We start from the raw sequence: 20,576 nt of genomic DNA on the forward strand, positions 1-20,576 counted from the left end.
CCTGTCTACAGCCCGCCCGGCCCCGGCGCGACACAAAGGCAGACGCCAGTCCCATCTCGGGCGAATTCCAGAACAATCAGAAATACAAGCCATCCCTGCCCGTCGGGTGATAGAAGGCCGCCATGAACTCGACCTCCCTTCCCTCCTCCCGTTCCCTTTCGCGCCGGAGCGCCCTGCCGCTGCTGGGCGCGTTCGTGCTCGCGCTCGCCGGCTGTCATCCGGTGCTCTCCATCGAGGATGCGCGCTCGCGCTCCAACGGTTCGGAGGTGACGGTGGAGGGCTCGGTCACCGTGGCCCCCGGCACGTTCTCCTCCGCCCTGGGCGATGAGGGCTTCGCCATCCAGGACGACACCGGCGGCATCTACGTCAAGCTGGCGGAGAAGCTGTCCTTCGGGCTGGGGGCCCGCGTGCGCGTCACCGGCACGCTGGACGAGCAGAACATGCTGCGCATCCTCAAGAGCGTGCCCGAGGACGTGGACCTGAAGTCGGGCACGGAGCAGGTGTCGCCCAAGGAGGTCACCACCGGCGGCGTGAACGAGTCCGTGGAGGGCCAGCTCATCCGCGTGAGCGGCGCCATCACCCAGGCGTTCCAGGACGACTCGCCCTACGGCTACAAGCTCTACATCGACGACGGCACCGGCGAGGTGCAGATGTTCGTCCACGTCTCCGCCGGCTTCGACAAGGCCTCGCTCCAGGCCCTCACCGTGGGACAGCGCATCGCCGTGGTGGGGCTGGCCGCGCAGTATGAGACGACCTACGAGGTGGCGCCCCGCATGCCGGGCGACCTCTCGGTGCAGAACGCCGCGCCCTGACAGCAGCCAGGCGCCCCTGGGTATGTAGCACCCCAGACGCCAGACGCAGGTTCCGCGGGCCGTTGGCTTTCGTGCAGGGCTCCCCATGTGTGCCTGAGGGCGGATGCACGAAAGCCAACGCGCGCCTGGCAAGGGGACAGGCGGGCAGGTTCCAAGCGCACGGGCAGTGCCAATCCATCCGAGTCCCTGGCGGACGAACGAGGGCTGGCATGGACGGACTTCGAGGAACAGCGGCGGTCTTGCTTGCGTGCGCGGGCCTGTGGGCCCCGGGCACCGCGTGGGCACAGGCACCCGACGAGGACGACTCCGGCGACGTGATGTCGGAGGAGAAGCTGGAGGCACTGCTCGACACGCCGACGGCGCAGCCCTCGCAGGACGAGGTGACGGCGGAGGCCTTCGGACCGGAGCGGCTTTCGACCTACTTCGCGGAAGGCGTGCTGGCGAAGGCGAAGGCGGAGTTCGACCGCGGCCGGTACAAGTCCGCGCGGGCGCTGCTCGCGACGGAGTCTCCCCCTTCCCTCCCCGGCCGCTTCCTCCAGGCGCAGAGCGCGTTCCTCGCCCGGGACTTCGCGACCGCCGCCGCGGAGTTCACCGCGCTCGCGGAGGACTACGTCCCGCTGCGCGACCACTGCCTGATGAAGGCCGCGCAGTCGCATGAACGGCTGCGCAAGCCGCTGCGCGCGGCGGAGCAGTATGGCCTGGTGAGCCCGGGCTCCCCGCTCTACCCGGAGGCCCGCTTCACCATGGCGCGCGTGCTCAAGCGCCAGCTGAAGATCCCCGAGGCGCTGGCCGCGCTCCAGGAGTTCATCGACAGCCGGCAGGCCCGCGGGCCGGACGCGCTGCGGATGAAGGCGCTGCTCGCGTACTGCGACCTGGCGCGCGCGGCGGGGCAGTACAACGCCGAGCACCGCGCGCTGCTGGAGGTCTGGGCCACCGCGCCCCTGTCGCCGGAGGCGGACCGCGCGAAAGCCCTGCTGCGCGACCTGCCCCTGCCCATGAAGTGGCGTGTGCGCCGCGCGGAGGCGCTGGTGGAGCTGCACCAGAACGTCCCGGCCATGAACATGCTGGCCCGCTCGGGGCCCCGCACGGAGCTCCCTGACGAGCTGGCCTGCCGCGCCCAGCTCACCCTGGGCCGCGCGCTGCGCAAGGAGCGTCAGCACCGCCGCGCCATCCAGGTGCTGGAGCCGGTGGCGCGCGAGTGCCAGTCGCCGGAGCAGCGGCCGCAGGCGCTCTACCTGCTCGCCTATTCGCAGTCCGTGGTGCAGCCGGAAGCGGCGGTGGACACGTACGCCACGCTGGCGCGGGACTACCCGGAGCACGGCTACGCGGACGACGCGCTGTTCTTCGAGGCCTGGACGCAGCAGCGCCTGGGCCGCGCGGACGAGGCGCTGGAGAACTACGAGGCGCTGGCGAAGCGCTACCCCGCCGGCAACTTCGCCGCGGAGGCCCTCTTCCGCGCCTTCTGGCTGCACCAGCGCAAGGGCGAGACGCAGCAGGGCCTGGCGTCGCTGATGTCGGTGGAGCAGCTGCCGGAGGCCGCGCGCACCGACGACGCCCTCTGGCGCGCGCGCTACTGGCAGGCGCGGGTCCAGGAGAACGCTGGCGCGCTGGACCCGGCGCTCGCGCGCTACGAGCTCATCGCCACCGAGCGCCCCACGGCCTGGTACGGGCTGCTGTCCCGCACGCGGCTGGCGCAGCACGCACCGGAGCGGCTGGCGCGGTTGACGGAAGCCGCCGCGCAACCGGCCGTGGCGAAGACCTTGAACACCGCCGCGCCGGCCAACGACGAGGTCTGGCCCCTGCCCCCGGGCCCGCTCCAGAAGGATGCGCGCTTCGCGGCGGGCGTGGAGCTCTTGCGCCTGGGACAGCCGGGCGTGGTGGAGGAGCTGCTCGCGGTGGACACGCGCGGCCTGGCGGAAGCGCCCGCGCGGCTGCTCTACCAGACCATGCGCCGCACCGGCCGGGGCCGGGCCACGCGGCAGGTGGCCCGCGTGACGCTGCGTCAGGAGGCCGCCGGGCCGCTCAGCGCCGCTTCCCGCCCGGTGTGGGAGGCGACGTGGCCGCTCGCGTTCCGTCCGCTCATCCAGAGCTATTCGAAGGCCGCTCGCGTGGACCCCGACCTCCTGCAGGGCCTCATCCGCGAGGAGAGCCGGTTCAACCCACGCGCGCGCTCGTCCACCGGCGCGCTGGGGCTCGCGCAGCTCATGCCCACGACGGCGCAGGCGGTGGCGGACTCACTCAAGCTGGCGTCGTTCGAGATGTCGTCGCTGCTCCAGCCCGCGCCGAACATCCGGCTGGGGGCGGCGTACCTGGGCTCGCTGCTCAAGCACTTCGACGGCAACCCCGCCTACGCGGTGGCCGCCTACAACGCGGGCCCCAACGCGGTGGAGCGCTGGCGCAAGGCCCTGCCCCAGGCGGAGCTGGACGAGTGGGTGGAGCACATCGCCTTCGACGAGACCCGCGACTACGTGAAGCGCGTGCTCAGCAGCTACAGCGCCTACAAGCTGCTCTACGCCAACGAAGTCCCCGCCTCCTTCGCGCCGGCCCGCAAGGCCCCGCTGGAGGCCGCGCGCACGCCCACGGTGAGCCCTGCGTCGGGTGTGGGCGGCAGCGGCCGGAACGCGGCGACGCCCACGTCCTCCCTCTCCGGGCGACGTTAGGCGGCACGCCGGACGGGGCCGTGTTCCCGTCCGGCGCTTGGACCGCGGGGTCGCGCTACTTCACGCCCGTGGGCTGGGTGATGGACTCGGAGCGGATGGTGTACTCGCCCGCGATGGCGTTCGTGTCGATGCCCGTGAAGTGACGGTACGGGTACGCGCCATCCGCGACGGTCTCGATGAACTCCACCGAGTCACCGGTGATGGACTTGCCGTTGATGTCCACGGTGAAGGTGTTCTTCTCCGACTCCAGGCGCCACACGCACGCGCCCACGTTCGTCTCCGCGGAGCCGGTGGACAGCCCGTCGATGTCGAAGTCGTTCAGGAAGTGGTGGTGCATCTCCGCCCAGCGGAGGAAGTCCCGCCAGTTGGTGAAGGTGATCATCAGCCCGGCCGGCTGGGGGCTGGAGCCCTGGAGCACGCCGCCCCGGTAGATGTTCATCCGGTACGCGGAGCCGCCCGGCGAGCCCGTGAACGTGGGCAGGATGTTGACCGTGTTCGCCTCGCGGCCCGGCGTCACCTTCAGCGTGCTGACGACCTGGTCGCCATCGCGCGCGGCCAGCTGGTAGCCGCCCTGCGCCCCCAGACGCGTCGCCACGCGCTGCTCCCACTTCACGGCCTGCGTGAAGCTGCTGGAGACGCCGTCCTTCTGGGTCGTGAGGTTGGACACCGCCAGCCCGTCCGCGACGGCATCCACCTTCGCGCGGCCCAGCGCGCAGCTGGTGATGCCCTCGAACTTCTTCACGCACTGGGACGCCGCGGCTTCCTGCGCGTTCAGGGAACCGGAGGCCTGGCCGTCGTCGGCACCGCCCGCGCAACCCGTGATGCCGAGCAGCATGGAAGCCAGCAGGGAACCCGTGATCTTCAAATGCATCCGTTACCTCATGGAGTGGGGTGGACTGCGCGCCGGACCACTGCACCCCGCGCGCCAACACACCAAGTCCGTCTGTTTCACTCGTGTCATTCATTGATTGAGAAAACGGAGTAGCGCCAAATGTCACATGAAACATGTGATTTTGTAGCAAGCCAGGTCTCACACGGAGCGTCAGGAGCACCCACTCGCGGGCGAAGCCCTGAAACGGGGATTCAGGGGATGAACCGGACGCGGGCGGAACTTTGCCGTGGCGCACAACTCCCCAGGGGGTTCGGCGGATAATCTGGGGAGCGCGGTTCCTCCCCCGGACTCCCCAACATGGCCTCGAAGATCAACGACAGCTCGCGTCCCCTCACCTCCGTCTCGCGGCTGTCCTCGCAGGACGCCCGGACGACGGAGGCGAAGTCCCGGAACCGCCCCCTCGCGTTCAAGGACGGCTTCGAGTCCTCCGGCAGCACGCGCCCCGCGCCCGGCCAGTTGCCGCGGCTGCCCGCGCCGCCGCCGATCCTGGGGCTGCCCGCGCCCACCACCCCGACGCCGGCGCCCACGACGCCCGTGCCTCCAGAGGCGCCCACCGAGCCGCCCGTGTCGGTCGACTCGGATCCGATGACGCACATCGAGTACCTGGCCTCGGACGCGCTGCAGGGACGTGACAGCCCCTCCGCGGGCCTGGACGCCGCTTCCGTCTACGTGCAGGCCCACGCGGAGAAGTACGGGCTCGTGGGGCCCAACATCAACAACCCGGAGAACCCCTTCCAGCAGAAGTTCAACGTCTACTCGTGGCTGGGCGCGGACAAGGCGGGCGAGACGGCGGGCGCGGCGCACGCAGGGCATGCCGAGCACAAGCAGTTCGGCCACACGATGTTCCAGGAGGGCTTCTACCTGGACGAGAAGATGCCCAAGGACACGCTGAAGAAGCTCAACCAGCAGTACGAGCAGACGATGAAGGCGGCGGGCCAGTCGGTGGTGCCGGCGCGCGCGGGCAAGCAGCGCAGCGTGGAGGAGCTCAAGCAGGTGGCCACGGCCACGGGCCAGGCGGTGAACACCATGGCCATGCTGCCCGGCACCGGCCCCCACAAGGACGAGGTCATCGTGGTGATGGCCCACCTGGACCACGTGGGCGTGGACCGCAAGGGCAACGCGTACAACGGCGCGGACGACAACGCGTCCGGCAGCGCGGTGCTGATGGCGGCGGTGCCGGAGCTGGCGGAGGCCGCGAAGAACGGCAAGCTGGACCGCTCCGTGCTCTTCATCTGGACGGGCGCGGAGGAGAAGGGCCTGGTGGGCTCGCAGTACTTCGTGGACCACCCCATCCCCGGCCTGGAGCTGAAGAACATCGCCGGCGTCATCAACACGGACATGGTGGGCCGCTGGGATGATCAGCGCCTGTCCGTGGTGGACACCAACACCAAGGGCCAGCCCAACTACTTCCGCGACGTGGTGGACCAGGCGAACCAGCAGCTGGCGGATCCGTTCGACCGCATCAACCGCGACATCAACGTCTACCGCGACCGGCAGGACGGCGCGTCCTTCGGGCGCAAGGGCGAGGACGTGCTCTTCCTCTTCGAGGGCCTGTCCAACCCCGAGGGCGGCGGCGACCTCATCCCCGAGTACCACCGGCAGGATGACGACATCGACAAGATCATCGAGGACAACGGCGGCAACAAGCCCCGCCGCGTGAAGGACCTGCTCCTCAACGTCATCAACCTGGCGGCGAACCGCACGACGGAGCCGCAACCGCCGAAGTAGCTGACCGCGGCACCCTTCCGCCGGAAGGAGCACCTCCGGCGGGGGAGCTTCCTGGGGACCGCTGGACCGCTAGGCGGCCAGCTCCTCCCCGCTGCCTTCCACGGGCCTGCCGGAGAGCGCGGCGACCTCGTGCTCGCTCAACACGAGCTTCTCTTCAGAGCCGCGCCACACGAACGGGATGCCCGGCTGGCGGTAGAGGTTCGCGGGGATGTCCTGCGCCAGCTGCGCGTGCAGCTCCGGCAGCTTGGACCAGTGCAGGCCGTGCCGCGTGTGATGCGCGGTGTGGTAGCCCAGGTTGCCCGTCATCAGGTTGTAGCCCTTGTGGAGGATGTTGTACGAGGCCTCCGAGTGGTTGGCCGTCTCCAGGCCCACGTGGTGGAAGTACGTGGCCCAGGTCGTCACGTAGAGCGACGCCATCATGGGCAGCAGGAACACGAAGAGCGCGTTGTAGGGGTTCACCCAGAACAGGCCCGCCAGCAGCACCACCTGGAGCGCGGCCATCCACACGAACACGCGCAGCGCCTTGGGGTGATGCTTCTTCCCCACGTGGAACGCGCGCGAGTACGCGGTCAGCGCCGTGCTCAGCGAGTACTCCGCCTCCCCCATCGTCGTGCCGTCATCCCGCTTCCAGCGCGACTCGTCCTGCGTCTGGTCCAGGTAGTTCTTGTGGTGGCCCAGCACGTGGTGGAGGAACCACGCCTGCGACGTCACCCCCGTCTGGAACCCGAAGACGATCTCCAACAGGCGGTTGGGCAGCGCGTGCTTGAAGAAGGACAGGTGCTGGTGGTGGTGGTTCCACGAGCAGATCCACCCCTTGGGGATGATGCCGAGCCCGAACCACAGCACCGGCACCCACCAGCTGCGCGCCGTGAGGAACACCGTCAGGTCGAGCGCGAAGACGCCAAGGAACATCAGGACCGGGATGCGATCTTCAGGGTGCCGGAACAGGGTCATGCGCCTTCCGTACAAGGGGGCCAGGGGAAAAATGCCGATTTTCCAACTGTAGGCTGGCAGCCCCCACCCCGAACAGCCCACCCTCGCCCGCCTGCACGTTCCACACTGGCGGTAAACCACGTAGTCACGTTGAACTTGTCTTTCCACATTTCCAAGAATCACAGTCCTGCTTTGTGATAAACGCCGACCCAGCCCTTTTGGACCACCCTGGAGGCGGCAATGCGGAACCAGACCATCGAGGCGGCACTGGCGAAGAATCCCCACCGTGAGCAGCTGATCAAGCACCGGTTCTTCGAAGTGGTGGATGAGAAGGCCTTCAGCCGCGACCAGGCGGAGCTGGTGCTGGGTCAGTGGTGGCACCCGCTGCACTATTTCCCCACCTTCCTGGGCAAGCTGATCGCCGTCTGCCCGCAGATGGAGATGAAGACGGCGGTGACGCACATCCTCAACCAGGAGGTGGGCGAGGGAGACCCGGCGCGCGCGCACGAGCGCTTCTTCATCCAGACGATGACGGACGCGGGCTTCACCCAGGCGGGCGTGTCCGAGGCGGACATGACGCCCGCGACGCGGCGGCTCATTGACGGTTACCAGCGCTCCACGGACAGCCACCTCACCGGCCTGGGCTTCCTCTACGGCACGGAGGTGGCGGACCTCACCATGGTGGCCAAGCTGGGCAAGCTGGTGCGCCGCACCACGGGCCTCAAGTCCCTGCCCTGGGTGGACATCCACGTGAAGCAGGAGCCGGACCACGTGGAGACGGCCGGCCACACGATGGGGCTCGCGTACACGGACGAGGAGCTGGCCACCATCACCCGCGGTGCCGAGGAGATGTGGCAACTGTGGGTGGGATTCTTCGAGGAGCTGCGCAACCGCGTCGTCTGAGCGGCTCCTCGCGTCAAGCGCCAACCCCTTGGAATCCGTGCGTTTTCGCACGGAACACTGGCGAATCTCTCCAGGTAGGGTAGTCACTCCCGCGTCACGGGAGTGTCACCCCCTAGAGGCGCCACCACCCTCCCGCGGCTGACAGCTCCTGTCCCTCCAGGCGCCGAGGGAGATCCCCATGCTCGAAAAGCTGATGCCGAAGTCGGACGAGTTCTTCGACGACTTCGACGCGCAATGCGCCAGAACTGTCGAGGGAGCGAAGCTCCTACACGAGCTCCTGAGTGACTTCCGGGACGTGCCCACGCGCGTCCAGGCCCTCAAGGACGTGGAGCACAAGGGCGACGAGGTCACCCACACGGCCTTCAACCGGCTCCACCAGCAGTTCATCACCCCGTTCGACCGGGGGCAGATCCACACGCTGCTGTCGCGCATCGACGACGTGCTGGACCTGACCAACGCGGCGGCGGCGCGCCTGCTGTACTACGAGATCGAATCCACCCGGGCGGATGCCACGGAGCTGGCGCGGCTGCTGGTGCTCTCCACGCTGAAGGTGCAGGAGGTCGTCGCGGCGCTGCGGCTCATCAAGAAGCCGGAGCAGATCCTCGCGGGCTGCAAGGAGATCAAACACCTGGAGTCCCAGGCGGACGAGGCGCTGCGCGCGGGCATGGGCCGGCTGTTCAAGAGCGGCGTGGATACCCTGACCATCATCAAGTGGAAGGAGATCTACGACCTCATCGAGACGGCCACGGACAAGTGCCAGGGCGTGGCCAACGTCATCGAGGGCGTCGTGCTGGAGCACAGCTGAGATGCTGCTCGCAGCGGTCGTCGCCATCGTCATCGTCGCGCTCATCTTCGACTTCATCAACGGCTTCCACGACGCGGCGAACTCCATCGCCACCGTGGTGTCCACGCGCGTGCTGTCGCCGAACCTGGCTGTCGCCTGGGCCGCGTTCTTCAACTTCATCGCGGCCTTCGCGGGCGGCGTGCACGTGGCCAACACCATGGGCAAGGGCATCATCAACTTCGAGATGCTCCGCGCCGCCGGCCCCACCGCGGTGCTGATGGTCATCTTCTCGTCGCTGATGGGCGCCATCGTCTGGAACCTGCTCACCTGGTGGTGGGGGTTGCCCTCGTCGTCCTCGCACGCGCTGGCGGGCGGGATGATTGGCGCCACCCTGCCAGTGCTGGGCTTCGAGGGCCTGGTGGGCAGCGGCATCGCGCGCATCGCGGCCTTCATCGTGCTGTCGCCGCTCATCGGCATGACGCTGGGCATCGGGATGATGCTGGCCAGCACCTGGGCGGTGCACCGTCAGACGCCGCTGCGCGTGGACACCTGGTTCCGCCGGCTGCAGCTGGTGTCGTCCGCCATCTTCTCCTTCAGCCACGGCACCAACGACGCGCAGAAGGTCATGGGCATCATCGCGGTGGTGCTCTTCGGCACCATCTGGCGCGACCGCCCGTTCCACATCGACTGGTGGATGATCATCTCCTGCCACGCCGCCATCGCGATGGGCACCTTCTTCGGCGGCTGGCGCATCATCCGCACCATGGGCCACAGCCTCACGAAGCTGGCGCCCATTGGCGGCTTCAGCGCGGAGACGGGCGGCGGCGTCACCATCATCGCGCTGGCGGAGCTGGGCATCCCCGTCTCCACCACGCACACCATCACCGGCGCCATCGTCGGCGTGGGGTCCACGCGCGGCTGGCGCGCCGTGAAGTGGGGCACCGCCGGCCGCATCATCTGGGCGTGGGTGTTCACCATTCCCGCCGCCGCGCTGGTGTCCGTCCTCGTCTACGGAATCACGCTGGCCGTGGTTCGGATGGTGGGCTGAAGAAAGCCCGGGCGCGGGGGAGCCGTCCCCCGCGCCACCTGCTGCTGCCCTGCCCTACTGGACGACGCGGACGTTGAGGGACGACGACGGTCCACCCACGGCCGGCGGCACCCAGGGCACCACCTTCTTGTTCTGCCACTGGACCAGCTTCAGCGACGGGTCCTCCAGCGGCACGTCGAAGGTGTAGGAGATGCGCGTGGGTCCTTCCGCGTCCGCCTCCTCGATGCGCACCATCATGCCCTTCATGTCGAACTCGTCGCCCTTGTGCACCGGGTGGCGCGCGGCGCGGTGGATGCGCTCCTCCACGGAGTCCAGGAAGTGGCCGCCCTTGGTGAGCTCCAGCTCCACCGAGTTGGGGCCGGTGCGCGTCACCTTCTGCTCGTAGAGCGAATAGGACAGCACCCACCAGGCCTTCGGCAGCGGCTGGCCCGAGGACCACCAGCGCACGGAGCCGTAGATGCCGATGATGCCGTTGGGGGCGTTGAGCACCACCACGCGCTGGTTGGGGAGCTTCGTCTGGTCAAACGCCTCCTCGTAGCGCGCCTGCACGCGCCCCATGAGCGCGTCCGCCTGGGAGTACTGCTCCATGGTCTGCCACCAGAGGTACGGCGAGCCCACGACGTGGATGAAGGCCATCACCGCCGCGCCGGCCAGCACCGCGCCCGCGCGCAACGTCTTCGCCCGCCCCTTCCACGCGTGGCGCAGCACCACGGCCAGGCCCACCGCCATGCCCAGGCTGGGCACGATGAGCGTGCGCGAGCCGGCGAAGGCGGAGTTGGACATCCACGTGGCCACGAACGCGCCCGTCAGCATCCAGCCCACCGTGCGGCGCTCCGCGGACTCCAGCCGGGGCCACACGCCCCAGACGAGCAGCGCGAACAGCGTGAAACCCACCGCGCCCAGGAGGGTGAAGAGGGGCACCAGGGACTGGTCGAAGATGAAGTCCGGAGGCGCGTTCAGCGTCAGGCCCGCGATGGCGGCCGGGACGCGCCCGAGCATCGCCTGGAACCACGCCACGGGCGTTCCCAGGGCGTCCAGGTACATGTCCGAGCCGCCCGCGCCGTAGCCCATGGCCCGGTACGCCGCGAAGTAGAGGGCCATCAGCACGCCGAAGGGGATGAGCCCCTTGAGCTTGTCCTTCGCCTGCCCCGGGCCGGAGAAGGCCTCGTAGGCCAGCACGTACGGGCTGAGGATGACCATCGTCTCGCCGCACAGGAGCGCCAGCGCGAAGGACACCAGCGCGCCCATCAGGGTGCTCGTGCGCTTCTCCTCCCGCCACTTCACGTGGAGGAAGATGCCGAGGATGCCGAAGAGCAGCGACATCACCACGCTGCGGTAGGACAGCCAGCCCAGCACCGCCGCGTGCGAGCCCCAGATGGCGAAGAGGAACATCGCCACGCCCGCCACCGCCGTGGGCAGCACGCGCTTGAGCAGCACGCCCGCCAGCACCACCAGGCCCACGTACCAGAGCAACGAGTGGAACTGGTAGGCCACGGCCACGCGGTTGTAGAGCACGTGGTCCAGTCCGTAGAGCAGGCTGCCCAGGGGCCGGAAGAACGCGACGCGCACGGTGGGCTCCACCCACCACGGGAAGACGCCCACCTGCGCCAGGTGCAGCGTGTGCTCCGGGATGCCCGTGGCCGTGCGGTACACATCCAGGGGCGTGTTCCCCAGCGGCGCGGGCGGCGGAATGTTGTCCCAGACGCCCAGCCAGATGAAGTCATCCGGCATGAATCCCGAGCGCAACGCGAGCGCACCCAGCGCCACCGCGAACACGATGGAAATCCAGAAGTAACGCTTAAACGGCCAACCCGGGGCGGCTGGCGAAGGAGAAGTATCCATGTTTCAAAGATCTATCAGCACGGCCCCCACACGAGATAGGTCCTCCTGGGTCGTCCGCTGCCACCGGAAACACGCGGAGTGCGGCGCGTGTGATGGAGATCCTTTGCCACCGCCCGGACTCCGGGTGATCCTCCGCCGACGAAGGGGGACGCGGTCCGGCAGGTGAAAACACGAACGTGAGCGCGCCTCGTTTCGTCCGCGCCGCCGCCGGGCCCGCACGCATGCGCATCGCCATCATCGCCACGTACACCCATCCGACCCGGCTGCGAATCAAGGAACCCTCCATCATGCAGTCCTCCGTGCCGGAGCTCATCGCGGGCCTGTGCCCGGAGCACGCGGAGGTGGAGATCTTCAACGAGAAGGAGGCGGAGCTGCCGTTGGACCGGCACTGGGACCTCGTCTTCTTCTCGTACCTGCACTCGTACTACGAGCACACCAAGGTCCTCTCCACCCTCTTCCGTCAGCGCGGCATGACGACGGTGGCGGGAGGCCGGCACGCGGGCCACTTCCCCGACGACGCGGCGAAGTACTTCGACGCGGTCATCACCGGGGAGCCGGAGTCCAACGTGCCCGCGCTCATCGCGGACTTCGAGAAGGGCGAGCTGAAGCCCCGCTACAGCCTGCCGTCACAGGGCGCCGCCGCCATCCGGCCGTACCGCTACGAGCTCATCGACTTCACGCACAACAAGGTGCGCCTGCCGGGCATCGAGGCGTCCCGCGGCTGCCCCTTCACGTGCAACTTCTGCGTGCTCACCGGTCACGAGCGCTACCGCTTCCGGCCCATCCCGGAGGTCATCGACGAGATCCAGACGCGCATGTGCTGGAACCCGAACTTCCTGGGGCTGATGGGGGACGCGTTCGTCTTCCTGGACAACAACCTGGGCGGCTCGCCCAAGTACCTGCGCGCGCTGTGTGAAGCGCTCATCCCCCTGAAGAAGACGTGGGGCTGCGCGCTCACCTTCAACGTGCTGAAGGACGACTCGCTGGTGAAGCTGATGGCGAAGGCGGGCTGCCGCTACGTCTACACCGGCCTGGAGTCACTCAACCCGGAGTCGCTCAAGGCGATGAACAAGGGCCAGAACAAGCTGTCGGAGGTGGACGCCGTCATCCGCCGCGTCTTCTCCGCCGGCATCCTGCTGTCCTTCGGGCTCATCGTCGGCTCGGACGGCGACACCAACGAGTACCTGCACCGGCTGCCGGACTACCTGGCGGACCTGAAGTACTTCTCCGTCACGTTCCTGGGCATCGTGTGCCCGTATCCGGAGACGCCCTTCTACCGCGAGCTGAAGGCTGAAGACCGGCTGCTGCCCGGCACCACCAGCCGCGACTACGACGGCTACACGCTGTGCCACCGGCCCAAGCAGATGCACGCGTCGGAGGTGGTGGAGCACTTCCAGCGGCTGTGCCACACGCTGGGCAGCCTGCCCAACATCGCGCGGCACTACGCGTCCAAGCTGATGATGAGCGACCTGCCCCGATACAAGCAGACCATCCTCTTCTCCGGGCCAGAGATTGTCAGCATCCGCAACCCGGTGAAGAACAAGGAGCGCCGCTACATCGCGGGGCTGGACGCCATCGAGGCGTGGGACGCGGAGCGGATGCCCGCGCTGGGCCTCACGCCGCAGATCCTGACCTGAGCCGGGACGGCAGGCGCACGTCCCACGCCAGCCCCAGGGCCTGGAGCGCCCGGATGAAGAGCCAACCCGGGTCCCACTGCCACCACACCCAACCGTGCCGCGCGGACGCGGGGAAGGCGTGGTGGTTGTTGTGCCAGCCCTCGCCCAGCGCGAGCACGCTCACCCACCACACGTTGCGGCTGTGGTCGCGCGTGTCGTGGACGCGCTTGCCGAACGCCGCGTGGCACACGGAGTTCACCGCGTAGGTGCTCTGCATCCAGCACACCACGGGCAGGAAGAAGTACGCGGGCACCGTGCGCCAGCCGAACGTCAGCCCCACGAAGAGCACGCCCAGCACCTGGGGCGCGATGCGGTAGCGCAAGAGCCAGTGGTAGTAGCCGTCGTCCGCCATGTCGCGGCACCAGGTGCGCCAGCCGTCCTCTTCCGTGGAGGACTCGTTGAGGATCCACCCCATGTGCGCGTACCAGAAGCCGCGCAGCGGCGAGTGCACGTCCCCGTCCACGTCCGCCTTCGCGTGGTGCAGCCGGTGGTTCGCGGCCCACAGGAGCGGACTGCCCTGCGCGGTGAGCATGGCCACCGTCACCAGCGCGTACTCCACCCAGCGGGGGCACGCGAAGGCGCGGTGGCACAGGAGCCGGTGCAGCCCCACCGTCGTGCCCAGGCCAATGGACACGTACACGGCCAGCGCCACCGGCAGCGCGTACGGCGGCCAGGGCAGGAAGAACGCCAGCGCGGCAAGCCCGTGGACCACGAGCATGTAGATGACGACGACGGGACTGAGCTGGAAGCGGAGCGGCGCGGTGATCATGGCCCGGTGCGGGAAGTCGAGGAAGAAGCACGCAGTCTAGGGGCCCCGCCTGACGGGACAAGGAATGCGTCAGGCGCGTCACATCACGCGAGCGTCACGAGCCCTTGAGGCCTGGGGAGCAACGAGCGCCTCGACCGGCGGGGCCTGGAGCGTGGCCTGGAAGCGGTCCATGCGGCGCAGCTCCGCGCGGGCCTCCACCTCCGTGAAGATGGCGCGCGCTCGGGCGAGGAACTCCTCGCGCCGGTTCGGCAGCGCCACCGCCGCGTCGAAGTAGGCCACGCCCGTCTCCCAGCGGTTGGGGCTCTTCTCCAGGACGGCGATGGCCTCCAGGAACACCGGCTCCGCGGCCTTGGGTCCCTTGCGCAGGGCCAGCGAGCGCGCCGTCACGCGCAGCGCCGGGCCCTTCAGGTACGGATAGAGCCTCGCGATGACGCGCGCCTTGAGGCAGGACAGCCGCACGACCTTCAGCAGCTTCTTGCGCGGCACCACCGTGGCGCCCTCCTCCAGCGCGAAGAGGGCCGCCTCCGCCGCGTCCACCAGCCCCACCTGGAGGAAGGGCACCAGCACCTGATAGCTCCAGATGCTCTCGAAGCAGCGCACCGCGACGAGCGCCGCCTCCTCCACCTGGTGCTCGCGCACCGTGACGTTGGCCAGGTGGTTGAGGCTGGCGCACTGGTTGGCCAGGTCCGCCACCTCCTCGCTGATGCGCAGGCCCTGCTCCAGCTCCGCGCACAATTCGCCCACGTCACCTTCGCCCAACAGGTAGCGGCACATGGGCGCCCACGAGTGCGCCCAGCCCTGGTGCATCAGCGCGTTGAGCTCCACGCCAATGGTCCCCATCTGCTCGTAGAGCGCCACCGCCGTGCGGAAGCGCGAGTGGAGGAACTCGCCCGTGGCCTGCATCATCAGCGACGTCTGGCGCTCCCAGCGCTCGCCCACCTGGCGCAGCGTGGAGACGGCCTCCTCCTGGAATTCGCGCGCGCGCTCCAGCTCGTTGGCGAAGAAGGCCTGGATGCCCAGGCGGCTGAGCGCGAGCCCCTCCGCCACCGGGTCCTTGGAGCGGCGCGCGTACTCCAGCGCCTTCTCACAGTGGTAGCGCGAGCGCTTGAGCAGCCCCGCGCCGAACAAGAGCGTGCCGTAGTAACCGCGCGCCATGCTCATGGCGTAGTCGTTGCGCGAGCGCTCCGCCATGTTGGTGGACACCAGCGTCGCCCAGGTGAGCTTGGTGATGTCCGCGAAGTAGTAGATGCGGATGAGCGAGTTGAGCGTGGACAGCTGCTGCAGGTAGTTGCCCAGCCTCGCCGCCGGCAGCGGACGCAGGATGAAGGGCAGCAGCGTCGCGAGCCCCCGGAGCACCAGGTTCGCCAGCGTGCGCAGGCCCAGCGCGGCCAGGCTCCCGGGGAGGCTGCGGCCCCTCAGCACCAGCGACTTCTCCAGGTGCTGCGTGGCGAGCGCGGACTCGCCCTTCTCCTGGTGCGCGCGGCCCAGGCCCAGGTGCAGCTCCGCCTGGCGCGGGGGCTCCTCCTCGTCCACCAGGCACTGCTCGAACATCAGGATGGCGTTGGCGTAGTGGCCCGCCTGGAGCAGCGTCTCCGCCAGCTCCTGCATCACCCGGCGCGTCTGGAGCAGCGTCACCTCCGGGTCCACCGGGACGACGGTGCCGAGCAGCTCCAGGCCCCGGTTGTAGTGGTAGAGCGCGTCGTCGTTCGCGTACTGCGCCCGCGCGCTGCGGGCCGCCATCAGCGTGTACGCCAGGCCCTTGTCCTCCACGTTGCCCGCGAGGAAGTGGAACGCGAGCAGACCCGCGGAGGCCGCGAGGTTGTCGTTGGCGCGGGCCTCCAGGTAGCGCGCGAGCCGGCGGTGCAGGTCCTCACGCGCCGACACCAGCAGCGTGTTGTAGGCCACGTCGCGGATGACGATGTGCTTGAAGAGGCAGGTGTACGGCTCCTCCGTCTCCAGCAGGATGAGGCCCAGGCGCTGGAGCGTGTCCATGGCCTCGCGCAGCACGCCGTGGCCCAGGGTGGGCACCAGCGCCGCCACCGCGTCCAGCGTGAAGATGCGCCCGATGACGGACGCCACCTTCACCACCAGCTTCTCCGTCTCGCTGAGCAGGTCGATGCGCGACAGCACCACGTCCTGGATGGAGTCCGGCAGCAGCAGGTCCTGGAGGCCGCGCTTCACCTCCATGCGCGGCGAGCCGGGCTCCACCGGCCCCAGGTAGCCCTGCTCCGCCAGGCCCTCCACGATGGATTCGATGAAGAACGGGTTGCCCTGCACCTTCGCGAGCAGCCGGTCCTCCAGCGCGACGTCCGGCGGCGACAGGCGCAGGTGCACGCGCAAGAGCGCCCGCGTGTCCTCTTCGTCCAGGCTCGTCAGGTCCACCGGGACGAACTCCGGCAGCTCGCGCAGTCCGCGCAGCTGGTCGCCCGGGCGCATCGTCGCCAGCACCATGATGCGGTGCGAGCCCACGCGCACCGCCAGGTACTGGAGCAGGTCCAACGAGATGTAGTCCGCCCAGTGCAGGTCCTCGAAGTAGAGCAGCAGCGGCTGCGCGCGGCTGAGCTTCTCCAGGAGCTGGAAGACAATCTGGAACACCTTCTGCTGCTTGCGCCGCGCGTCCATCCCCGCCGTGGCGGACGTCTCCTCCAGCGACATGCCGAGGATGCCCGCGACCACGGGAATCCACTCCGGCCCCACGTCCTCCAGGCCCTCCAGCCCCTGCCGCAGGCGCGTGAGCTGCGCGTCGGTGTCGTCCGAGTCGTGCAGTCCGAACGCCTGGAGCAGCACCTCCTTCCAGGGGAAGAAGGGGGTGAAGGCCTCGTAGGAGTAGCAGACGCCGTACAGCGCCCGGGCGCCGCCCTCCTCCGCGTCCTCCAGCACGCGCGCGCCCAGCCGCGACTTGCCGATGCCCGCCTCGCCGGACACCACGCTCACGCGGCCCTGGCCAGCGAAGGCCGCGTTGAGCGACGCGTGCAGCACGTTGAGCTCGCGGCTGCGGCCGATGATGTCGCCCCGGCCCTTGATGAAGAGGCTGCGGCGCGTCTCCCCCAGGAGCCGGTACACCGGCACCGAGCGCGACACGCCCTTGAGCTTCGCGTCCTCCACGAACTCGGTGGCGAAGCCGCCCTGCTGCGAGCGCGCCTGGGTGTTGGCGCACAGGTGCACGCCGTCCTGGTGTCCGCCGTGCGTCATCAGGCGCGCGGCCATGTTCACGACCTCGCCCAGCGCCGAGTAGCCCTTGCGCGTGGGCGAGCCCATGTCCCCGCAGTAGGCGTGGCCGGTGGCGATGCCGATCTGCAGCTCATCCAGGAAGGGGAACTGCGCCCGGGCCTTGAGCAGCTTGCAGGCCAGCCGGCACGCCAGCACCTCCTTGTTCTGCTGGGCGGTGGGCGCGCCGAACAGGACGTAGAGCACGTTGCCCTTGTCCGTGAAGTCCGTCATCAGCAGCACGCCGCCGTGGTGGGCGGACTCGCGCTGGACGTATTCGTAGTAGGCGTTGAGGTCGTGGGTGAACGCGTCCGGATCCGTGTCCGCCCGCGCGTGGGTGAAGCGCACGAAGAAGCAGGTGACGTCGCGGAAGTCGCCCGCGAACTCCTGGTGCGCGGTGGTGATCTTCGTGAAGAGCACCGGGTGCAGGAGCAGCGCGCACCGGCCCACCAGCTCCGCCCCGCCCGTGGGCGCGGGCAGCGGGCGCTTCACCGACTCCACCGGCGCGTCGAGCGCCAGCCGGTGGTTGCCGCCCTCGCGCGGCTCGCCCTTGCGCGCGGACTCCGGCAGCGCCGCCCAGGCGCGCGGGCTGAGGACGACCTCCGACACCGTGGCCTGCTTCTCCGCGCCCACCGCCTGCGCCAGCGGCTCTCCCACGAGCGCCGGGTGCATCCACAGGCCGGTGGTGCCCATCACGATGCGGGTGGCTTCACCAAAGCCGATGCCGATGCGCGACGACACGCCGAAGCGCTGGCCCAACAGCTCCAGCCGGGCGAAGCGCGCCAGCCTGCGCTGCACGCCCAGCGCGCACACCGCCGCTCGCTGCACGACGTCCGCGTCCGCCTCCGCGGGCGCGGACTCGAAGCACGCGAGGATGGAGTCACCGGCGAACTGGTAGATGTCCCCGCCGTGGTCCCGGACCACGTCGATCATCTCCGTGTAGTAGTTCGTCAGCAGACGCTGGAGCGAGTCGATACCGCGAGGGCCCGCGCCGCTCAGCCCCACCACGATGGGCGTGAAGCCCGCGATGTCCAGCAGCAGGATGGCGCCCCGCACGCCCTCCACCCGGGGCAGCGCGTCCGCATCCTGGCTCCCAAGCCGCGCGAGGATGGCCGCCGGCATGTACGGGGCCAGCATCGCGACAGCGGGATCGATGGGCTGCGTGGAGGGCATCCTCAAGGGGCTTTCCGCTCAGGACAGGTTGGCGAAGCGCAGGTACAGGGCGCCCAGGCACATGGCGCCGTAGAGGGGGATTTCCGCCGTCTCCGGCCAGGGCTGCTGCTTGCGCACCGCGCCCCAGACGTGCACCGCCGTCATCAGGCCACCAATGAGGCCGATGAGTTCGAAGATGACCAGGTGGCTCTTGGGGTCCGGGATGAACTGCACCACCGCGATGATGACGGACAGCGCCAGGCCGCCCAGGCAACGCGCGAAGTAGACCGTCAAATCGTTGTTGCCCGTGGGCAGCTCCCACCCGAACCAACGCGCCCAGCGCAGCGGGATGAACAGCAACGGCAATGCGTAGACGACCAGGAAGACCGAGGTGGAGACCGCGAGGAACCAGCTGGCCAGCGGATAGTCGGGGTTGATCATGATGGCGGACGTGATGGGTGACGGACGTGCACCCGCGGCGCACACCCCTCCCCACGACGTCCATCCTAGAATCTTTTGCCACCCCGTGGGGCGGCTTCCCCTTCACCAAGGCCCTGCTTGAGCCCGCCTGCCGCCTAGCGGGTGGCGGCCAGGAGGAACTCGGCCACCCGCTCCAGGGAGGTGGTGCGCTCGGCCTCCACCGGGAAGCGCCGGAATACCTCCGGTGGCCCGTGCAGGATGAGCGGCTTGCCATAGCGCAAGGCCAGGACGGCCTCCGCCGCGGTGCCGGCGCCCCCGGGCAGCGCGACCAGGGCATGCGGCGTCAGCACGTTGATGTGGTTGCGGCTCATGGGGTCCGTGCCCTGCTCCCCGCTGAGCGGCAGGTGCGTGTAGATGGGGATTTCGATGTCCGTGTTCGGGTAGCCGGCCCGGGGCTGGTAACGGCCGTCCGCGCCCACGGTGCCGGGGATGATGCCGATGGCAGCCCCCCGCCGCCCCTCCACCTGGACGAAGGCGCCCGCCGCCGCGCTCATGACGCCGCCGCCCGCGCCGGTGAGCAGGTCGAACCCGGCTTCCGCAATCCACCGCGCCAGGGGGACGACCCACTCTTCGTGAGAGTGCGCCCCGGAGCCGAACACTCCGATGATGCGGCGGTGTCTGCGCATGACTGCGTCCTCCCCGAAAAACTGGAACTACGTGAGCCCCTGTTCCATGCGAATCCCCGGCCAACGCCGCAAGGGCTCACGGACCGGCGTGCGTCCTGATTCCCGTCCACCCGTGGAAGGTGCGTGGCGCGAGCGTCGGCCAGCCGTCGCTTCCCTCCACCCGGAGCGCCAGACGTTCCCGCACGACCCGTGATGTCGGACCCCTCCTCTACCTTCCTCGCAGGTGAGCAAGGAGGCTGCCCATGTTCGACGCCTGTGGAGGTTGTGAGCGCCGTGGCACCGCCGGAGAGGTGTTCGACTGGTGCGCGCACTGCGAATTGTCCCTGTGTCCCGGCTGCCTCGTGCGCGGCTGCTGTGGCAGCGCACCCGCGGACTCCGGGCGGGGCGCCCTCAAGGAGCTGCCCGACCCGCCACCTCCCGAGCGCGAAGTCCTTCCGGAGGACTTCGGAGGCCGGTGCTGCACGCACGCCCGCGCGGTGGCGTGCTCCTGCGCCTTCCACTGGGTCTGCACGCGCCACGGCGACCTGCACGTGGGCACCCACGACTGAGGGCGTTGACACACGGGCGGCCTGTCCACGAGGTTTCCGCCTTCTTTCAGGCATTCCCGCCCGGACACAGCACGGAGCACGAACACCATGGGTCTCGCCGAACGGTCGGAACTGGCCGCGTTCAAGAACGACACCTTCGCCTCGAAGGTGGCGGAGCTGAAGGAGGCCGCGGCGGGCGCGGACATCCAGGTGACGCTGGACGAGGCGAGCTTCACCACCGTGGCCGCCATCCAGATGCTCTCCAACGGCGTCTTCGACCGGCTCATCGACGACATGAAGTCCATCTGTAGCGACGCCATCGGAAAGCAGGCTGTCCGGGAAGGCATCAGGACGTTGCACATCGTCCACAAGGACGCGCCGGGCTTCACGCTGGACCTGACGGACGGCACGCTCACCCTGCGCGCGAAGCTGGACGGCTCCCTCGGCGAGGACATGCCGGGCTACGGCACGTACCGGGCCTTCCTGCTGAAGAAGCTGTAGGCCCCGCACGGCTTCACCGACCGGAGGGCCGCTTTG

General features: G+C 69.1%; 16 protein-coding genes. 9 read left to right on the forward strand and 7 right to left on the reverse strand.

Annotated features, from left to right (window positions below):
- The first annotated feature begins 122 nt into the window (after nt 1-122).
- Together D7X99_RS02950 and D7X99_RS02955 are read left to right on the forward strand one after the other, a co-directional pair.
- Nucleotides 123-812, forward strand: a complete 690-nt coding sequence (locus tag D7X99_RS02950) for a DNA-binding protein (RefSeq protein ID WP_121776384.1) — start codon at nt 123-125, stop codon at nt 810-812.
- A 209-nt stretch (nt 813-1,021) separates the two neighbouring features.
- The gene (locus tag D7X99_RS02955) at nt 1,022-3,472 is read left to right on the forward strand and encodes a transglycosylase SLT domain-containing protein (RefSeq protein ID WP_121776385.1); all 2,451 of its coding nucleotides are present in this window, start codon (nt 1,022-1,024) and stop codon (nt 3,470-3,472) included.
- 55 nt (nt 3,473-3,527) lie between these two features.
- Here D7X99_RS02955 and D7X99_RS02960 read toward each other — a convergent pair whose 3' ends face one another.
- Nucleotides 3,528-4,343 (reverse strand): hypothetical protein, encoded by an 816-nt coding sequence (locus D7X99_RS02960; RefSeq protein WP_121776386.1) that lies wholly within the window; start codon nt 4,341-4,343, stop codon nt 3,528-3,530.
- Nucleotides 4,344-4,661: 318 nt separating this feature from the next.
- Here D7X99_RS02960 and D7X99_RS02965 point away from each other — a divergent pair, with 318 nt between their 5' ends.
- The gene (locus tag D7X99_RS02965; protein ID WP_121776387.1) at nt 4,662-6,092 is read left to right on the forward strand and encodes a M28 family metallopeptidase; all 1,431 of its coding nucleotides are present in this window, start codon (nt 4,662-4,664) and stop codon (nt 6,090-6,092) included.
- Nucleotides 6,093-6,161: 69 nt separating this feature from the next.
- On the opposite strand, the gene D7X99_RS02970 is transcribed toward D7X99_RS02965, so the two are convergent.
- On the reverse strand, nt 6,162-7,046 hold the full coding sequence (locus tag D7X99_RS02970) for a fatty acid desaturase (RefSeq protein ID WP_121776388.1): 885 nt from the start codon (nt 7,044-7,046) through the stop codon (nt 6,162-6,164).
- Between the two features lie 219 nt (nt 7,047-7,265).
- On the opposite strand from D7X99_RS02970, the gene D7X99_RS02975 reads away from it, so the two are divergent.
- The 3 genes from D7X99_RS02975 to D7X99_RS02985 all read left to right on the forward strand — a co-directional run bounded on the left by D7X99_RS02975 (nt 7,266) and on the right by D7X99_RS02985 (nt 9,760).
- The gene (locus D7X99_RS02975; protein WP_120580636.1) at nt 7,266-7,928 is read left to right on the forward strand and encodes a TenA family transcriptional regulator; all 663 of its coding nucleotides are present in this window, start codon (nt 7,266-7,268) and stop codon (nt 7,926-7,928) included.
- Nucleotides 7,929-8,106: 178 nt separating this feature from the next.
- Nucleotides 8,107-8,733 (forward strand): DUF47 domain-containing protein, encoded by a 627-nt coding sequence (locus tag D7X99_RS02980; RefSeq protein ID WP_120580635.1) that lies wholly within the window; start codon nt 8,107-8,109, stop codon nt 8,731-8,733.
- Between the two features lies 1 nt (nt 8,734).
- Complete coding sequence (locus tag D7X99_RS02985) at nt 8,735-9,760, forward strand: inorganic phosphate transporter (protein WP_121776389.1); 1,026 nt, start codon at nt 8,735-8,737, stop codon at nt 9,758-9,760.
- Nucleotides 9,761-9,814: 54 nt separating this feature from the next.
- Here the strand turns inward: D7X99_RS02985 and D7X99_RS02990 are convergent, their stop codons facing one another.
- A complete protein-coding gene (locus D7X99_RS02990) occupies nt 9,815-11,536 on the reverse strand; it encodes a hypothetical protein (RefSeq protein ID WP_121776390.1) in 1,722 nt (573 codons plus the stop codon).
- Nucleotides 11,537-11,778: 242 nt separating this feature from the next.
- On the opposite strand from D7X99_RS02990, the gene D7X99_RS02995 reads away from it, so the two are divergent.
- Nucleotides 11,779-13,239, forward strand: a complete 1,461-nt coding sequence (locus D7X99_RS02995) for a radical SAM protein (RefSeq protein ID WP_304997199.1) — start codon at nt 11,779-11,781, stop codon at nt 13,237-13,239.
- On the opposite strand, the gene D7X99_RS03000 is transcribed toward D7X99_RS02995, so the two are convergent.
- The 4 genes from D7X99_RS03000 to D7X99_RS03015 all read right to left on the reverse strand — a co-directional run bounded on the left by D7X99_RS03000 (nt 13,217) and on the right by D7X99_RS03015 (nt 19,512).
- Entirely contained in the window at nt 13,217-14,047 is an 831-nt protein-coding gene (locus D7X99_RS03000) for an acyl-CoA desaturase (RefSeq protein ID WP_121776392.1), read from the reverse strand. The two genes, D7X99_RS02995 and D7X99_RS03000, sit on opposite strands and share 23 nt — an antisense overlap.
- Before the next feature lie 78 nt (nt 14,048-14,125).
- On the reverse strand, nt 14,126-18,427 hold the full coding sequence (locus tag D7X99_RS44390) for an AAA family ATPase (RefSeq protein ID WP_121776393.1): 4,302 nt from the start codon (nt 18,425-18,427) through the stop codon (nt 14,126-14,128).
- Between the two features lie 18 nt (nt 18,428-18,445).
- Nucleotides 18,446-18,847: a hypothetical protein gene (locus D7X99_RS03010; protein WP_120580637.1), complete on the reverse strand. Its 402-nt coding sequence runs from the start codon at nt 18,845-18,847 to the stop codon at nt 18,446-18,448.
- Nucleotides 18,848-18,981: 134 nt separating this feature from the next.
- Nucleotides 18,982-19,512 carry a molybdenum cofactor carrier protein gene (locus D7X99_RS03015; protein ID WP_121776394.1) on the reverse strand — a complete coding sequence of 177 codons (531 nt, stop codon included), beginning with the start codon at nt 19,510-19,512 and terminating at the stop codon, nt 18,982-18,984.
- A gap of 242 nt (nt 19,513-19,754) precedes the next feature.
- Here D7X99_RS03015 and D7X99_RS03020 point away from each other — a divergent pair, with 242 nt between their 5' ends.
- Nucleotides 19,755-20,060: a hypothetical protein gene (locus tag D7X99_RS03020; RefSeq protein ID WP_121776395.1), complete on the forward strand. Its 306-nt coding sequence runs from the start codon at nt 19,755-19,757 to the stop codon at nt 20,058-20,060.
- An 87-nt stretch (nt 20,061-20,147) separates the two neighbouring features.
- Complete coding sequence (locus D7X99_RS03025) at nt 20,148-20,540, forward strand: hypothetical protein (RefSeq protein ID WP_121776396.1); 393 nt, start codon at nt 20,148-20,150, stop codon at nt 20,538-20,540.
- Nucleotides 20,541-20,576 lie beyond the last annotated feature (36 nt).

Source organism: Corallococcus sp. AB032C (assembly GCF_003668935.1).
Classification (GTDB): domain Bacteria; phylum Myxococcota; class Myxococcia; order Myxococcales; family Myxococcaceae; genus Corallococcus; species Corallococcus exiguus.

What these genes read in the sequence shown, in the direction of transcription:
- D7X99_RS02950 (WP_121776384.1), top strand. Translation starts at nt 123, where the DNA reads ATGAACTCGACCTCCCTTCCCTCCTCCCGTTCCCTTTCGCGCCGGAGC.
- D7X99_RS02955 (WP_121776385.1), top strand. Translation starts at nt 1,022, where the DNA reads ATGGACGGACTTCGAGGAACAGCGGCGGTCTTGCTTGCGTGCGCGGGC.
- D7X99_RS02960 (WP_121776386.1), bottom strand. Translation starts at nt 4,343, where the DNA reads ATGCATTTGAAGATCACGGGTTCCCTGCTGGCTTCCATGCTGCTCGGC.
- D7X99_RS02965 (WP_121776387.1), top strand. Translation starts at nt 4,662, where the DNA reads ATGGCCTCGAAGATCAACGACAGCTCGCGTCCCCTCACCTCCGTCTCG.
- D7X99_RS02970 (WP_121776388.1), bottom strand. Translation starts at nt 7,046, where the DNA reads ATGACCCTGTTCCGGCACCCTGAAGATCGCATCCCGGTCCTGATGTTC.
- D7X99_RS02975 (WP_120580636.1), top strand. Translation starts at nt 7,266, where the DNA reads ATGCGGAACCAGACCATCGAGGCGGCACTGGCGAAGAATCCCCACCGT.
- D7X99_RS02980 (WP_120580635.1), top strand. Translation starts at nt 8,107, where the DNA reads ATGCTCGAAAAGCTGATGCCGAAGTCGGACGAGTTCTTCGACGACTTC.
- D7X99_RS02985 (WP_121776389.1), top strand. Translation starts at nt 8,735, where the DNA reads ATGCTGCTCGCAGCGGTCGTCGCCATCGTCATCGTCGCGCTCATCTTC.
- D7X99_RS03000 (WP_121776392.1), bottom strand. Translation starts at nt 14,047, where the DNA reads ATGATCACCGCGCCGCTCCGCTTCCAGCTCAGTCCCGTCGTCGTCATC.
- D7X99_RS44390 (WP_121776393.1), bottom strand. Translation starts at nt 18,427, where the DNA reads ATGCCCTCCACGCAGCCCATCGATCCCGCTGTCGCGATGCTGGCCCCG.
- D7X99_RS03010 (WP_120580637.1), bottom strand. Translation starts at nt 18,847, where the DNA reads ATGATCAACCCCGACTATCCGCTGGCCAGCTGGTTCCTCGCGGTCTCC.
- D7X99_RS03015 (WP_121776394.1), bottom strand. Translation starts at nt 19,512, where the DNA reads ATGCGCAGACACCGCCGCATCATCGGAGTGTTCGGCTCCGGGGCGCAC.
- D7X99_RS03020 (WP_121776395.1), top strand. Translation starts at nt 19,755, where the DNA reads ATGTTCGACGCCTGTGGAGGTTGTGAGCGCCGTGGCACCGCCGGAGAG.
- D7X99_RS03025 (WP_121776396.1), top strand. Translation starts at nt 20,148, where the DNA reads ATGGGTCTCGCCGAACGGTCGGAACTGGCCGCGTTCAAGAACGACACC.